This is a genomic window from Escherichia sp. WS547 (assembly GCF_046486065.1).
Lineage (GTDB): Bacteria > Pseudomonadota > Gammaproteobacteria > Enterobacterales > Enterobacteriaceae > Escherichia > Escherichia coli.
The window spans coordinates 75,054-89,477 of the sequence record NZ_JBJQMA010000022.1; the positions used below are offsets into that span (position 1 = coordinate 75,054).

The 14,424-nt window shown below is 51.9% G+C and carries 16 protein-coding genes; 12 read left to right on the forward strand and 4 right to left on the reverse strand.

Translation table 11 applies throughout. From position 1 onward, the window contains the following. Positions 1 to 10 precede the first annotated feature (10 nt). From appB to appA, 3 genes are all read left to right on the forward strand, one after another. Positions 11 to 1,147 carry a cytochrome d ubiquinol oxidase subunit II gene (gene appB / locus ACJHWK_RS18320; RefSeq protein ID WP_001522814.1) on the forward strand — a complete coding sequence of 379 codons (1,137 nt, stop codon included), beginning with the start codon at positions 11 to 13 and terminating at the stop codon, positions 1,145 to 1,147. 12 nt (positions 1,148 to 1,159) lie between these two features. Further along, the gene (gene cbdX, locus ACJHWK_RS18325) at positions 1,160 to 1,252 is read left to right on the forward strand and encodes a cytochrome bd-II oxidase subunit CbdX (RefSeq protein ID WP_000270305.1); all 93 of its coding nucleotides are present in this window, start codon (positions 1,160 to 1,162) and stop codon (positions 1,250 to 1,252) included. A 79-nt stretch (positions 1,253 to 1,331) separates the two neighbouring features. After that, complete coding sequence (gene appA, locus ACJHWK_RS18330; protein ID WP_001522815.1) at positions 1,332 to 2,642, forward strand: bifunctional acid phosphatase/4-phytase; 1,311 nt, start codon at positions 1,332 to 1,334, stop codon at positions 2,640 to 2,642. Here the strand turns inward: appA and cspH are convergent. After that, complete coding sequence (gene cspH / locus ACJHWK_RS18335; protein WP_000087763.1) at positions 2,630 to 2,842, reverse strand: cold shock-like protein CspH; 213 nt, start codon at positions 2,840 to 2,842, stop codon at positions 2,630 to 2,632. The two genes, appA and cspH, sit on opposite strands and share 13 nt — an antisense overlap. 285 nt (positions 2,843 to 3,127) lie before the next feature. Between cspH and cspG the strand changes: the two genes are divergently transcribed. The 4 genes from cspG to ACJHWK_RS18355 are packed head-to-tail and all read left to right on the forward strand — an operon-like array spanning position 3,128 to position 3,907. After that, positions 3,128 to 3,340: a cold shock protein CspG gene (gene cspG, locus ACJHWK_RS18340; protein WP_000066490.1), complete on the forward strand. Its 213-nt coding sequence runs from the start codon at positions 3,128 to 3,130 to the stop codon at positions 3,338 to 3,340. 10 nt (positions 3,341 to 3,350) lie between these two features. Further along, on the forward strand, positions 3,351 to 3,539 hold the full coding sequence (locus tag ACJHWK_RS18345; RefSeq protein ID WP_071524879.1) for a cold-shock protein: 189 nt from the start codon (positions 3,351 to 3,353) through the stop codon (positions 3,537 to 3,539). Continuing rightward, on the forward strand, positions 3,514 to 3,744 hold the full coding sequence (gene ymcE, locus ACJHWK_RS18350) for a protein YmcE (RefSeq protein WP_020232998.1): 231 nt from the start codon (positions 3,514 to 3,516) through the stop codon (positions 3,742 to 3,744). The genes ACJHWK_RS18345 and ymcE overlap by 26 nt, the downstream gene beginning before the upstream one ends. After that, entirely contained in the window at positions 3,734 to 3,907 is a 174-nt protein-coding gene (locus tag ACJHWK_RS18355; protein WP_001019197.1) for a GnsA/GnsB family addiction module toxin, read from the forward strand. Before ymcE ends, ACJHWK_RS18355 begins: the two co-directional genes overlap by 11 nt. Positions 3,908 to 3,954: 47 nt before the next feature. Here ACJHWK_RS18355 and ACJHWK_RS18360 read toward each other — a convergent pair whose 3' ends face one another. Together ACJHWK_RS18360 and torS are read right to left on the reverse strand one after the other, a co-directional pair. Continuing rightward, a complete protein-coding gene (locus tag ACJHWK_RS18360; protein WP_001522816.1) occupies positions 3,955 to 5,028 on the reverse strand; it encodes a 4Fe-4S binding protein in 1,074 nt (357 codons plus the stop codon). Positions 5,029 to 5,099: 71 nt separating this feature from the next. Beyond that, positions 5,100 to 7,844, reverse strand: coding sequence for a TMAO reductase system sensor histidine kinase/response regulator TorS (gene torS, locus ACJHWK_RS18365; RefSeq protein WP_071593694.1), 2,745 nt, complete (start codon positions 7,842 to 7,844; stop codon positions 5,100 to 5,102). An 82-nt stretch (positions 7,845 to 7,926) separates the two neighbouring features. Between torS and torT the strand changes: the two genes are divergently transcribed. Next, on the forward strand, positions 7,927 to 8,955 hold the full coding sequence (torT, locus tag ACJHWK_RS18370; RefSeq protein WP_001522818.1) for a TMAO reductase system periplasmic protein TorT: 1,029 nt from the start codon (positions 7,927 to 7,929) through the stop codon (positions 8,953 to 8,955). Here torT and torR read toward each other — a convergent pair. Next, complete coding sequence (gene torR / locus ACJHWK_RS18375; RefSeq protein ID WP_001120112.1) at positions 8,928 to 9,620, reverse strand: two-component system response regulator TorR; 693 nt, start codon at positions 9,618 to 9,620, stop codon at positions 8,928 to 8,930. The genes torT and torR overlap by 28 nt on opposite strands. A gap of 129 nt (positions 9,621 to 9,749) precedes the next feature. Here torR and torC point away from each other — a divergent pair, with 129 nt between their 5' ends. The 4 genes from torC to ACJHWK_RS18395 form a co-directional block, all read left to right on the forward strand. After that, on the forward strand, positions 9,750 to 10,922 hold the full coding sequence (gene torC / locus ACJHWK_RS18380) for a pentaheme c-type cytochrome TorC (protein ID WP_001522819.1): 1,173 nt from the start codon (positions 9,750 to 9,752) through the stop codon (positions 10,920 to 10,922). Beyond that, the gene (gene torA / locus ACJHWK_RS18385) at positions 10,922 to 13,468 is read left to right on the forward strand and encodes a trimethylamine-N-oxide reductase TorA (RefSeq protein WP_001522820.1); all 2,547 of its coding nucleotides are present in this window, start codon (positions 10,922 to 10,924) and stop codon (positions 13,466 to 13,468) included. Before torC ends, torA begins: the two co-directional genes overlap by 1 nt. Next, positions 13,465 to 14,064, forward strand: coding sequence for a molecular chaperone TorD (torD, locus tag ACJHWK_RS18390; RefSeq protein ID WP_001522821.1), 600 nt, complete (start codon positions 13,465 to 13,467; stop codon positions 14,062 to 14,064). The genes torA and torD overlap by 4 nt, the downstream gene beginning before the upstream one ends. Positions 14,065 to 14,146: 82 nt before the next feature. After that, positions 14,147 to 14,424 (forward strand): helix-turn-helix domain-containing protein (locus ACJHWK_RS18395; protein ID WP_210170569.1); only part of this gene is annotated, 278 nt, incomplete at its 3' end.

The following is a 14,424-nucleotide window of genomic DNA, read 5'->3' on the forward strand; positions in this document are numbered from 1 at the left end:
GGAGAAAATCATGTTTGATTATGAAACATTGCGCTTCATCTGGTGGCTGCTGATTGGCGTGATCCTGGTAGTCTTTATGATCTCCGACGGATTTGACATGGGGATCGGCTGTCTGCTGCCGCTGGTGGCGCGTGATGATGATGAACGCCGGATAGTGATTAATAGCGTTGGTGCGCACTGGGAAGGCAATCAGGTCTGGTTGATCCTCGCAGGTGGGGCATTATTTGCCGCCTGGCCCAGAGTGTATGCAGCGGCGTTTTCCGGCTTTTATGTGGCGATGATCCTGGTGCTGTGCTCGCTGTTCTTCCGCCCGCTGGCCTTTGATTATCGCGGAAAAATTGCCGATGCACGCTGGCGTAAAATGTGGGATGCCGGTCTGGTTATCGGCAGTCTGGTGCCGCCGGTAGTCTTCGGTATCGCCTTCGGCAACTTGTTGCTAGGCGTGCCGTTTGCCTTTACACCGCAATTACGCGTGGAGTATCTCGGCAGCTTCTGGCAACTGCTGACGCCATTCCCTTTATTGTGCGGATTGCTCAGCCTTGGGATGGTGATTTTGCAAGGTGGCGTCTGGTTACAACTGAAAACTGTTGGTGTGATTCATCTGCGTTCACAGCTGGCGACCAAACGCGCCGCACTGCTGGTGATGCTGTGCTTTTTGCTGGCGGGTTACTGGCTGTGGGTCGGTATTGATGGCTTTGTACTGCTCGCCCAGGATGCTAACGGTCCTTCCAATCCGTTAATGAAACTGGTGGCAGTGCTACCTGGTGCCTGGATGAATAATTTTGTCGAGTCGCCCGTTTTGTGGATCTTCCCGCTGCTGGGGTTCTTCTGCCCATTGCTGACGGTGATGGCGATTTATCGTGGTCGCCCGGGTTGGGGATTTTTGATGGCGTCATTGATGCAATTTGGCGTGATTTTCACGGCAGGCATCACGCTGTTCCCCTTTGTCATGCCGTCAAGCGTGAGTCCGATCTCCAGCCTGACGTTGTGGGACAGTACTTCCAGCCAGCTGACGCTGAGCATTATGTTGGTAATCGTGCTGATATTTTTGCCCATTGTGTTGCTCTACACTCTCTGGAGCTACTACAAAATGTGGGGGCGCATGACGACAGAAACTCTCCGCCGTAACGAAAACAAGTTGTACTAAGGAGTAGGAACAATGTGGTATTTACTTTGGTTCGTCGGCATTTTGTTGATGTGTTCGCTCTCCACCCTTGTGTTGGTATGGTTGGACCCGCGTCTGAAAAGTTAACGAACGTAAGCCTGATGAGGCGCATTAGCGTCGCATCAGGCAATCAATAATGTCGGATATGAAAAGCGGAAACATATCGATGAAAGCGATCTTGATCCCATTTTTATCTCTTCTGATTCCGTTAACCCCGCAATCTGCATTCGCTCATAGTGAGCCGGAGCTGAAGCTGGAAAGTGTGGTGATTGTCAGTCGTCATGGTGTGCGTGCACCAACCAAGGCCACGCAACTGATGCAGGATGTCACCCCAGACGCATGGCCAACCTGGCCGGTAAAACTGGGTTGGCTGACACCGCGCGGTGGTGAGCTGATCGCCTATCTCGGACATTACCAACGCCAGCGTCTGGTAGCCGACGGATTGCTGACGAAAAAGGGCTGCCCGCAGCCTGGTCAGGTCGCGATTATTGCTGATGTCGACGAGCGTACCCGTAAAACAGGCGAAGCCTTCGCCGCCGGGCTGGCACCTGACTGTGCAATAACCGTACATACCCAGGCAGATACGTCCAGTCCCGATCCGTTATTTAATCCTCTAAAAACTGGCGTTTGCCAACTGGATAACGCGAATGTGACTGACGCGATCCTCAGCAGGGCAGGAGGGTCAATTGCTGACTTTACCGGGCATCGGCAAACGGCGTTTCGTGAACTGGAACGGGTGCTTAATTTCCCGCAATCAAACTTGTGCCTTAACCGTGAGAAACAGGACGAAAGCTGTTCATTAACGCAGGCATTACCATCGGAACTCAAGGTGAGCGCCGACAATGTCTCATTAACCGGTGCGGTAAGCCTCGCATCAATGCTGACGGAGATATTTCTCCTGCAACAGGCACAAGGAATGCCGGAGCCGGGGTGGGGAAGGATCACTGATTCACACCAGTGGAACACCTTGCTAAGTTTGCATAACGCGCAATTTTATTTACTACAACGCACGCCAGAGGTTGCCCGCAGTCGCGCCACCCCGTTATTGGATTTGATCATGGCAGCGTTGACGCCCCATCCACCGCAAAAACAGGCGTATGGTGTGACATTACCCACTTCAGTGCTGTTTATTGCCGGACACGATACTAATCTGGCAAATCTCGGCGGCGCACTGGAGCTCAACTGGACACTTCCAGGTCAGCCGGATAACACGCCGCCAGGGGGTGAACTGGTGTTTGAACGCTGGCGTCGGCTCAGCGATAACAGCCAGTGGATTCAGGTTTCGCTGGTCTTCCAGACTTTACAGCAGATGCGTGATAAAACGCCGCTGTCATTAAATACGCCGCCCGGAGAGGTGAAACTGACCCTGGCAGGATGTGAAGAGCGAAATGCGCAGGGCATGTGTTCGTTGGCCGGTTTTACGCAAATCGTGAATGAAGCACGCATACCGGCGTGCGCTCTCCATCAAGACAAATAAACATTTGCCGCTGTTGGTCCTCGCAGGCCATTTACGCGGCAAAATTCCACGCGTAATCCTGGTATAAGCACTTCTGCGTCGCGGGGAGTGAATGCGGAAATATGGACCTGGACTTCTTTACGACCGTCGGAGGGGATAATGAATCCTTTGCCGCTTTTGCGATCAAAGGTTTTGACAATTCCTGTCATTTTACGGGACAAACAAATTCCTTACTGAAAATACTGCGCTGCACTATACGGGGTTAATAAAATAAAGCCAGCGATATTTAAGACCGCCGGACGGCTAAAATAAAATTTGCTTAATCTCAATTATCATGCGTTAATAGCTGCGTCGGTTTGAAAGACAGACAGCATACAAAGTAGTTTACTAAAGCAGTTCTCATTATCAGGCATTATCCCCTTCTTTTGAGTCTCTCTCCTGAACACTAAGTAGTTTCTGTATTAAAGCCCTGTTTGCCGAAAGGCCCAAAATGAAGGAAGTAAAATATGTCTAATAAAATGACTGGTTTAGTAAAATGGTTTAACGCAGATAAAGGTTTTGGCTTTATCACTCCTGATGATGGCAGCAAAGACGTTTTCGTCCATTTCACCGCCATTCAGAGCAATGAATTCCGCACGCTGAACGAAAATCAGAAAGTTGAATTTTCTATTGAGCAGGGGCAACGTGGTCCCGCGGCAGCGAACGTTGTTACGCTCTAAGGTTGCCGTTATTACTCAACATCTCCATTTCCGCTGTCCATGTTGTCATGGTTCACAGTACCGCACATCGGCATTCGATGTGACGGAGCGAAATCCTTTAGGAGCAAAGTGTATTTTTTGTAAATCGACGATGATCACCTTTGATAACGTCGCGCTGCAAATACGCACTGACCATGCGCCGCTGGATTTCACAAAATAATATCAGGCTCCCTTGTGGAGCCTTTTTTATATCTGCCTTATTTTTCTTCAACGCTGTATGTATAGTAAGCGATAACCTGTTGATTATTGAATCTTTCGGGGAGATGGCTTATAACATTTCTTACCTGACCAGGGTACCGGGAACCAACACCTTACTGGCGTGTTGCTGTCTTTTAAGACCAGAAGAGGTTAACAGTGAATATTGAAGAGTTAAAAAAACAAGCCGAAACGGAAATCGCCGACTTTATCGCACAAAAAATCGCCGAGCTGAACAAAAATACAGGGAAAGAAGTCTCTGAAATTCGCTTCACCGCACGAGAAAAAATGACCGGGCTTGAAAGTTATGATGTCAAAATCAAAATAATGTGATTTTGTGAACATCACCCGTGCGAGGTGATGTTCCGCTTGTTGCTAATTTAGTGACCAATCATTGGCGCTTGTGGAATTAAGCGTCGGTACAATTCCTCCGGTACCGGGCTTTGCCATACTCCCGCATACATTGCGTAACCAATCACCGCAAACATAATCCCCAGAATCAGTAGCGTCATTAACCAGCCAGACAACGCAAAGGCTTTTTTATTTGCCGCAGGTTTTTGCAGTGAAAAGGTCAATGTTGAGGCTACCGGACATGACTCTACGCAAGTCATACAGCCGGTACATTCCACTGTTCGTACCTGAATTAATTTATCGACCGGGATCCGTGATGGGCAATTTTTTGCGCATTTGCCACAGTCGATACAACTTTCGGCATTGCGACGAATCTTAAACGGCGATAATAGCGAAACCACGCCCATCAGCGCGCCATATGGGCAAAGATAACGACACCAGGCATGGCGAATAAACAGGCTGGCAATCAGCAAAACGGTCACGCTGATTAATATCGCGGTCCCCATATGACGAAAGAAATCGAGCATTTTAACGTCCATCACCACGCTGTAGGGCGACAACATAAAATAGTGAATCGCCTGAGCGGGCATCAATAACGCAATATAGAGAAAAAAACTCAACAGCAAATACTTCACGCCGCGCAGAGGAATATCCAGCCAGCGGGGAAGGACACATTGCCGACCAAACAGTTTGTTACCGAGATCGCCGATTAATTCAGAAAGCGTACCAACCGGGCATAACCATGAACAAAAGGCCTTTTTGAGTAATAGACTGATGACGATAAAAGCGACCAATAACAGCATTGCGGCGGCGTGGACGGACGGTAACTGACCTGTTGCAAGGCTATATTTCAGATTCATCAGACCGGCAATCGGTAGCCAGCCTTCGATACCTCCCGGTCTGGCGACAAATGTCGTACTACCTGCCGTTTCGTAATAGCGCACCCAATACCAGAACGTGATGGCAATATAAATATTCATTGCCAACAGCAATAATTGCGTCGCTTTACGCCAGGTCGTGGCATTGCGCCAGTTATTCCACGGTAATTTGCCGCCCGTCGTGCCTGGCCGCCGCTGCCAGCGGGTTCTTTTTTTCTCTGCCATGATTTTGCCAGTCCGTTAAGTTGCATACCAAATGCCACTATTCTAGTTATTCTTAACTGGCTGATATTGATTCAAATCGCGTTCAGGTCTTTCTTATGCAACCATGCTTCCAGAGCGGCAACACTGCGTGTAATTTCTTCGTGTGGAAGGGGGGCAGATAATGGCTGCTGCTCCAGTTGTGCGCATAGCTGGCTGGCGCTACGCATTCCCAGGCTCGAGCAACTGCTTTTTAGCTGATGTGCGGCACGCTTTATTTTCTCGCTATCCTGACTGGCGCGGGCAATGTCGATTTCATCGAGAAGCGGCAGGGCATGTTGTGTAAATAATACCAGCCATTCGTGGATCTTCTCCGTCCCCATTAACTGAGCATCTTCATTGAGTTGCGATACATCCAGCGGTTGATCGTTATTGACTTGCAGTTGGAGATAGTGCGCCAGTAACTGACCGAGCACTTCACGCGGCACCGGTTTAGGGATAATTCCGCGAAATAATGAACTGGTACGCTGGCGCAACGTTTCGTCGATGACATGAGCGCTAAAGCCAATCAAAACCAGCGACGGATATTGCTGTGCCAGTTGCCGGGCAAGGGTAATACCGTCGATATCCGGCAGATCAAAATCCACCAGTGCGGCAGCAAACGGTTCGCTATTTTGCAACGTCTCTATCGCGTGCGCGGCATTGCCAACAGCAACGACCTGCGCCCCACTGCTGTTCAACATTTCGACGGTAATTCGTTGGGTTAGCGGGTTATCTTCAATCAACAGTAATCGTAAACCGTCCAGACGCACCGCCTGATTGACTGTTTTTGGCACGGGAGCAGTGGCAACACGTAACGGCAAGCGTAAACAAAAACAGCTTCCAACTTCCGGCGTGCTGGTGGCGCTCAGTTCGCCGCCCATCGCCTGGGCCAGACGGCTACTGATGGTCAGCCCCAGCCCGGTGCCGCCGCGTTTGCCGCTAACCTGAACAAATGGCTGGAAGATTTCAGCCAGTTTCGTGGGATCAATACCGCAGCCGCTGTCTTCCACTTCGACCAGCCATTGTTCGCCATCAGTGCGACTACGCAGGATAATGTGCCCTTCGTCGGTGAAACGCAGGGCGTTGCTCAACAGGTTGGTGATGACCTGACGAATACGCCGCGGATCGCCCATTAACGCAGTCGGTACATCGTCGGCAATTTCTGTTGCCAGGCGAATCGGGCGACCTTTCACCCTTCCGCTCATTAATTGCAGGGTACTTTCCAGCAGCGGGCGCGGTTCAAAGGGTTCATCGCTGACCGAAACATTCTTGCCGCCTGCTTCGATAGCCGAATAATCGAGAATATCGTTGAGGATGGTCAGCAACGATTCACCAGAGTCAGTAATTGCGCGCAAATCATCGCGCTGGGCGTTAAGTGCGGGGTTATCTGCCAGCAGCTGTGCGGTGCCGAGAATACCGTACAGCGGTGTGCGGATCTCATGACTCATCGCCGCCAGAAACGCCGATTTTGCCTGGCTGGCTTTTTCTGCTTCCGCCCGTGCCTGCCGGTGTTCTATCACCATTTCCTGCAATTCAGCTGTACGCGCTTTGACCTGCGCCGCCAGCTGTTCGCGGTGGCGATTCAGTGCATGAACACTGCTGCGAAACGCATCCATCAGCCGCCCGATGGTATCCAGCTCCCGCACGCCAGCGGTTTCCGGGAAAGGGGAGTCAATATCACCGTCCAGCAGCCGTTGCAGCGCCTGCGTTTGTTCGGCAAGTGGACGCGTGACTGAGCGATAAACCACGCGCCAGAGGATCAGAATCAGTGCGCAAAGTGAAACCATCCCCAGCAATAACAGGCTGTATTGCCCGCGTGCACTGGCTTTTTCCAGATGCGCCAGTCCGTGCTGATTACGCAGCTCAATGGTGTCGACCAGCTGACTGACTTCGCTACTAAACTGCGCGAACTGGGCGATGTTATTTTGGGCGAGAGTTTGCAGGTGATTGCTGATTTCACTGTCCTGCTGATACAGCGCCAGCAAATCGCTATATTGGCTAACGGAAGTTAACGTTGTTGCGACCTGAGCACGAACTCCCGGATCTTCAATGCGTATTTGCCGACGTTGCAGAATTTTCACCGCATTATTGAGCTGCTTTTCCAGCGTTGGCGCATTTTTCTGGATCTGTTCCAACCCCAGATTCATCACCATTTGCTGCACCCGCAGGGCGCTAAGGCGCAGTTCATTCATCTGGTTAACATACTCAAGATCGATATCAATCAGCCGATCGAGTGCACTTTCTGCGGCCTGACGCTGATGTTGTTCGATCAAATCGTAAATCCCGGCCTGGGTCGCTCCGGCGGAGGTTGCCGCATTATTCGCCTGACCTTGCGCCAGGCGTGCGATTTCATCGGCGGCGGCGACTATCTGCTGACTGAGTTGCTGTTGTTGCTGGCGCAGTTGCAAACGCTGTCCCACCAGTTCCCCTTGCTGACGTAACGAACGGGAGATCTCCTGCTCCTGTAGTTCAATAGCGGTGGTGTCAAAATCTTGTTCCCGTAACGCTTGCAGCAACGCATTAATCTTCAGGCTTTGTGCGGTGAGCATTCGCCCCTGCGCCTGCCACATCTTTTCGTTATCGGCACTGGTCAGGTTCTGCGCGGCGAAAAGTTCCCAGGCGCTGGCTTCGCTCAACTGGCGCGCCATATTCATGGTAGGAATCAATGCCTGAGTGTTGTCTTTTTCCACCTGGCTGATAAAGCGCAGGTTGTACCATCCCACCAGGGTACTGGTCAGGGTTAACAGCGCCATCAGGGCAAAGCCCATCCAGAGTCTTCGGGTCAGGGTTAAATTCACGGTCGGTGCACTTAAGGTGAAAAAGGTTGAGTCGCAAAGCGGAATGCATCTAGCATAAAGCCTTATTATTGATGAGGCTATCATGCGCGTACTGCTATTTTTACTTCTTTCCCTTTTCATGTTATCGGCATTTTCGGCTGATAACCTGTTGCGCTGGCATGATGCGCAGCATTTCACGGTGCAAGCCTCTACGCCGCTTAAAGCCAAACGCGCATGGAAACTGTGCGCGCTTTATCCCAGCCTGAAAGATTCATACTGGTTATCGTTGAACTATGGTATGCAGGAGGCTGCTCGCCGCTACGGTGTGGATTTAAAAGTGCTGGAGGCAGGCGGCTACAGCCAGTTGGCTACCCAGCAAGCACAAATCGACCAGTGTAAACAGTGGGGCGCAGAGGCCATTTTGCTCGGTAGTAGCACGACGTCATTTCCCGATCTGCAAAAGCAGGTAGCAAATCTGCCGGTGATCGAACTGGTAAATGCTATTGATGCTCCCCACGTGAAAAGCCGCGTTGGTGTGCCCTGGTTTCAGATGGGCTATCAACCAGGGCGATATCTGGTGCAATGGGCGCACGGTAAACCACTGAACGTGCTGTTGATGCCCGGACCCGATAACGCCGGGGGCAGTAAGGAGATGGTCGAGGGTTTTCGCGCAGCCATTGCCGGAAGCCCGGTGCGTATTGTTGATATTGCGCTTGGTGATAACGATATTGAAATCCAGCGTAACCTGTTGCAGGAGATGCTGGAGCGCCATCCAGAAATCGACGTCGTTGCCGGAACGGCCATTGCGGCAGAGGCGGCAATGGGGGAAGGGCGTAACCTGAAAACGCCGCTTACCGTGGTATCGTTTTATCTGTCGCATCAGGTATACCGAGGCCTGAAGCGAGGGAGAGTCATTATGGCAGCCAGCGATCAAATGGTCTGGCAGGGGGAACTGGCGGTTGAGCAGGCCATCAGGCAATTACAGGGGCAATCGGTGTCTGATAATGTCAGCCCACCGATTTTAGTTCTGACGCCGAAAAATGCCGACCGTGAACATATCCGCCGCTCGCTGTCACCAGGGGGATTTCGTCCGGTCTATTTTTATCAGCACACATCAGCGGCTAAGAAATAACCTTCGCCATGTTGCGTCACCAGTAAATCCGCGCTGAGTTTATGGCGTAAACGACGAATTAACACATCGACGGTGCGCAGGTCAGGGTTTTCCACCCGACGCGCAGAAAGCATACGCAGCAGACGTTCACGGCTAAGAATTTCGCCCGGATTCGTCACAAATGCCACCAACATTTCATACTCTGCGCGGGTCAGTTTAATTGGCTCGCCATCTCGCTCCAGCGTATGGCGCGACACATTCAGGCAATAACCGGCAAAGCGATAGCAGTTGTCCTGAGTGTGCGGTTGAGCTTGTCGCGCGAGGTCGATTCGCCAGAGCAGATTTTTCACCCGTACTACCAGTTCGCGCAGTTCCAGCGGTTTGGTGACATAATCGTCTGCACCCATTTCCAGCCCAACAATACGGTCAATCCGATCGCTGCGTCCGGTAACCAGAATAATCCCCACCGTTGAGCGTTCTCGCAGGGCGCGGGTTAACATCAGGCCATTTTCATCGGGCAAGTTGATATCCAGCAGAATTAAATCCACCGGCTGATTCTGCATAATTTCCCGCAGCCCGGCACCGCTCGCCGTAACGGAAACGGTATACCCCTCCTGAGTGAAGTAAGATTGTAATCGCGCCTGGGTAACCGGTTCATCTTCAACAATAACAATGTGATGTGGCATCAGAGGATTTTACTCATTCTGTTCATATCTGTTCATATTCTGCCGTAAGCCGTTCATCCTGACCAGTGCCGCTGTTCATATTTACTCATTAAGATCGCTTCACTAAACCATAATTTTACAGGGGCTATTATGCGGAAATTCTGGAACGCGCTACGCCGACCCAGTGCTCGTTGGTCGGTACTGGCGCTGGTCGCTATTGGGATTGTGATTGGCATTGCGCTGATTGTATTGCCACACGTTGGGATCAAAGTCACCAGCACAACCGAATTTTGTGTCAGTTGCCACAGTATGCAACCGGTGTATGAAGAATATAAACAGTCGGTGCATTTCCAGAACGCCTCCGGCGTGCGAGCTGAATGCCATGACTGTCATATCCCGCCGGATATTCCAGGCATGGTGAAGCGCAAACTGGAAGCGAGCAACGATATTTACCAGACCTTTATTGCCCACTCCATTGATACACCTGAGAAATTTGAAGCCAAACGCGCGGAACTTGCCGAGCGTGAATGGGCGCGAATGAAAGAAAACAACTCGGCAACCTGCCGCTCCTGCCATAACTACGATGCGATGGATCATGCCAAGCAGCATCCTGAAGCGGCACGTCAGATGAAGGTGGCAGCGAAAGATAATCAATCCTGCATCGACTGTCATAAAGGTATTGCCCACCAGTTGCCGGATATGAGTAGTGGCTTCCGTAAGCAGTTCGATGAGCTGCGCGCCAGTGCTAATGACAGTGGTGACACGCTGTACTCCATTGATATTAAGCCGATTTATGCGGCGAAAGGCGATAAAGAAGCCTCTGGTTCTCTGCTGCCTGCTTCGGAAGTGAAAGTCCTTAAACGTGACGGTGACTGGCTGCAAATTGAAATTACCGGCTGGACGGAAAGCGCCGGACGTCAGCGTGTACTCACCCAGTTCCCTGGCAAACGCATCTTTGTTGCCTCGATTCGTGGTGATGTGCAGCAGCAGGTGAAAACGCTGGAGAAAACCACCGTTGCCGACACTGATACCGAGTGGAGCAAGTTGCAGGCCACTGCGTGGATGAAGAAAGGTGACATGGTGAACGATATCAAACCGATCTGGGCTTATGCTGATTCGTTGTACAACGGCACCTGTAACCAGTGCCACGGCGCACCGGAAATCTCTCACTTTGACGCTAACGGTTGGATCGGCACGCTCAACGGCATGATTGGCTTTACCAGCCTCGATAAACGTGAAGAACGCACCTTGTTGAAATATCTGCAAATGAATGCGTCTGACACCGCAGGTAAGGCTCACGGCGATAAGAAGGAAGAAAAATAATGAACAATAACGATCTCTTTCAGGCATCACGTCGGCGTTTTCTGGCACAACTCGGCGGCTTAACCGTCGCCGGGATGCTGGGGCCGTCATTGTTAACGCCGCGCAGTGCGACTGCGGCGCAAGCGGCGACTGAGGCTGTCACCTCGAAAGAGGGCATTCTTACCGGGTCGCACTGGGGGGCTATCCGCGCGACGGTGAAGGAGGGTCGCTTTGTGACGGCAAAACCGTTCGAACTGGATAAATATCCGTCGAAAATGATCGCCGGATTGCCGGACCACGTACACAACGCGGCGCGTATTCGTTACCCGATGGTACGTGTGGACTGGCTGCGTAAGCGCCATCTGAGCGACACCTCCCAGCGCGGTGATAACCGTTTTGTGCGCGTGAGCTGGGATGAAGCCCTCGACATGTTCTATGAAGAACTGGAACGTGTGCAGAAAACGCACGGGCCGAGTGCCTTGCTGACCGCCAGTGGTTGGCAATCGACGGGGATGTTCCATAACGCTTCGGGGATGCTGGCGAAAGCGATTGCCTTGCATGGTAATAGCGTGGGTACAGGCGGAGATTACTCTACCGGTGCTGCGCAGGTGATCCTGCCGCGCGTGGTTGGCTCAATGGAAGTGTATGAACAGCAAACCTCCTGGCCGCTGGTATTGCAGAACAGCAAAACCATTGTGCTGTGGGGCTCCGATTTGCTGAAAAACCAGCAAGCGAACTGGTGGTGCCCGGATCACGATGTTTATGAATATTACGAGCAGCTAAAAGCGAAAGTCGCCGCCGGTGAAATTGAGGTCATCAGCATCGATCCGGTTGTCACATCCACCCATGAGTATCTGGGGCGCGAGCATGTGAAGCACATTGCGGTTAACCCGCAAACTGACGTGCCGCTGCAACTGGCGCTGGCGCATACGCTGTACAGTGAAAACCTGTACGACAAAAACTTCCTCGCTAACTACTGTGTAGGTTTTGAGCAGTTCCTGCCGTATCTGCTGGGTGAGAAAGACGGTCAGCCGAAAGATGCCGCATGGGCTGAAAAACTGACCGGCATTGATGCCGAAACCATTCGTGGGCTGGCGCGGCAGATGGCGGCGAACAGAACGCAGATTATTGCTGGCTGGTGCGTTCAGCGTATGCAGCACGGTGAACAGTGGGCGTGGATGATTGTCGTTCTGGCGGCGATGCTGGGGCAAATTGGCCTGCCAGGTGGTGGCTTTGGTTTTGGCTGGCACTATAACGGCGCAGGCACGCCGGGGCGTAAAGGCGTTATTCTGAGTGGTTTCTCCGGCTCTACGTCGATTCCGCCTGTTCACGACAACAGTGACTACAAAGGTTACAGCAGCACCATTCCGATTGCCCGTTTTATCGATGCGATCCTCGAACCGGGGAAAGTGATCAACTGGAACGGTAAATCGGTAAAACTGCCGCCGCTGAAAATGTGTATTTTTGCCGGAACTAACCCGTTCCATCGCCATCAGCAGATCAACCGCATTATTGAAGGCTGGCGCAAGCTGGAAACGGTTATCGCCATAGATAACCAGTGGACCTCAACCTGCCGCTTTGCCGATATCGTACTGCCTGCGACCACGCAGTTTGAGCGTAACGATCTCGACCAGTACGGCAACCACTCCAACCGTGGCATTATCGCCATGAAACAGGTCGTGCCGCCGCAGTTCGAGGCGCGCAACGACTTCGATATTTTCCGCGAGCTGTGCCGTCGCTTTAATCGCGAAGAAGCCTTTACCGAAGGGCTGGACGAAATGGGCTGGCTGAAACGCATCTGGCAGGAAGGTGTACAACAGGGCAAAGGACGCGGCGTTCATCTGCCAGCGTTTGATGACTTCTGGAATAACAAAGAGTATGTCGAGTTTGACCATCCGCAGATGTTTGTTCGTCACCAGGCATTCCGCGAAGATCCGGATCTCGAACCGCTGGGTACGCCGAGTGGCCTGATTGAGATCTACTCGAAAACCATCGCCGATATGAACTACGACGATTGTCAGGGGCATCCGATGTGGTTTGAGAAAATCGAACGCTCCCACGGCGGGCCCGGCTCGCAGAAGTATCCGTTGCATCTGCAATCTGTGCATCCGGATTTCCGACTTCACTCGCAGTTATGTGAGTCGGAAACGCTGCGTCAGCAATATACGGTAGCGGGCAAAGAGCCAGTGTTCATTAACCCGCAGGATGCCAGCGCGCGTGGTATTCGTAACGGTGATGTGGTACGCGTCTTTAACGCTCGTGGCCAGGTGTTGGCTGGAGCAGTGGTTTCTGACCGCTATGCACCCGGCGTGGCACGAATTCATGAAGGGGCATGGTACGATCCAGATAAAGGCGGCGAGCCTGGTGCGCTGTGCAAATACGGTAACCCCAACGTGCTGACCATCGACATCGGTACATCGCAGCTGGCGCAGGCGACCAGTGCGCACACTACGCTGGTGGAAATTGAGAAGTACAACGGAACAGTGGAGCAAGTGACGGCGTTTAACGGCCCCGTGGAGATGGTGGCGCAGTGCGAATATGTTCCCGCGTCGCAGGTGAAATCATGACCACGCTGACAGCACAACAGATTGCCTGTGTTTACGCCTGGCTGGCGCAGTTGTTCTCCCGTGAACTGGACGATGAACAACTGACGCAAATCGCCAGTGCGCAGATGGCTGAATGGTTTTCGTTGCTGAAAAGTGAACCGCCGCTCACTGCGGCGGTGAATGAGCTGGAAAACCGTATTGCCGTTCTGACAGTACGTGACGACGCCCGTCTGGAACTGGCCGCTGACTTTTGCGGCCTGTTTCTGATGACCGACAAACAAGCGGCGCTGCCTTATGCATCGGCCTACAAACAGGACGAGCAAGAGATTAAACGCTTGTTAGTTGAGGCAGGGATGGAAACCTGCGGCAATTTCAACGAACCGGCAGATCATCTGGCGATCTATCTCGAGTTGTTGAGTCATCTGCATTTTTCGCTGGGAGAGGGGACCGTTCCTGCGCGAAGAATCGACAATTTGCGGCAAAAAACACTGACGGCGCTGTGGCAATGGTTATCAGAGTTTGCTGTGCGTTGTCGTCAGTATGACAGCTTTGGTTTTTACGCGGCACTAAGCCAGTTATTGCTGGTGTTAGTGGAGTGCGACCACCAAAACAGATAACGTCGTTTGTTGGCCTGATAAGACGCGTTTATGAACTGCACCCCAAATGTTGGACATAATCTGACATCTGAAGGTGCAGTTTATGAAACATTCATTTGAAGTAAAAATTGCCGCTGTAAATCATTACCTGGCCGGTCATGCAGGCATCATTTCTACGGCAAAACTCTTTCAACTTTCTCACACCAGCCTCTCACACTGGATTAATCTTTTTCTTCTTCACGGTCCTCAGGCACTGGATTGCAGACACAAGCGTAGCTATTCTCCTGAAGATAAACTTTGCGTGGTTCTTTATGCTCTCGGGCATTCTGAGTCTCTACCCCGGGTAGCTGCCCGGTTTAACATTCCCAGCCACAACACGGT

Bases quoted from the DNA above. Each gene is read 5' to 3' on its own strand.
- ACJHWK_RS18360 (WP_001522816.1), bottom strand. From the start codon at position 5,028: ATGGCAGAGAAAAAAAGAACCCGCTGGCAGCGGCGGCCAGGCACGACG.
- torT (WP_001522818.1), top strand. From the start codon at position 7,927: ATGCGCGTACTGCTATTTTTACTTCTTTCCCTTTTCATGTTATCGGCA.
- cbdX (WP_000270305.1), top strand. From the start codon at position 1,160: ATGTGGTATTTACTTTGGTTCGTCGGCATTTTGTTGATGTGTTCGCTC.
- cspG (WP_000066490.1), top strand. From the start codon at position 3,128: ATGTCTAATAAAATGACTGGTTTAGTAAAATGGTTTAACGCAGATAAA.
- appA (WP_001522815.1), top strand. From the start codon at position 1,332: ATGAAAGCGATCTTGATCCCATTTTTATCTCTTCTGATTCCGTTAACC.
- torC (WP_001522819.1), top strand. From the start codon at position 9,750: ATGCGGAAATTCTGGAACGCGCTACGCCGACCCAGTGCTCGTTGGTCG.
- ymcE (WP_020232998.1), top strand. From the start codon at position 3,514: ATGCGCCGCTGGATTTCACAAAATAATATCAGGCTCCCTTGTGGAGCC.
- torA (WP_001522820.1), top strand. From the start codon at position 10,922: ATGAACAATAACGATCTCTTTCAGGCATCACGTCGGCGTTTTCTGGCA.
- appB (WP_001522814.1), top strand. From the start codon at position 11: ATGTTTGATTATGAAACATTGCGCTTCATCTGGTGGCTGCTGATTGGC.
- torD (WP_001522821.1), top strand. From the start codon at position 13,465: ATGACCACGCTGACAGCACAACAGATTGCCTGTGTTTACGCCTGGCTG.
- torR (WP_001120112.1), bottom strand. From the start codon at position 9,620: ATGCCACATCACATTGTTATTGTTGAAGATGAACCGGTTACCCAGGCG.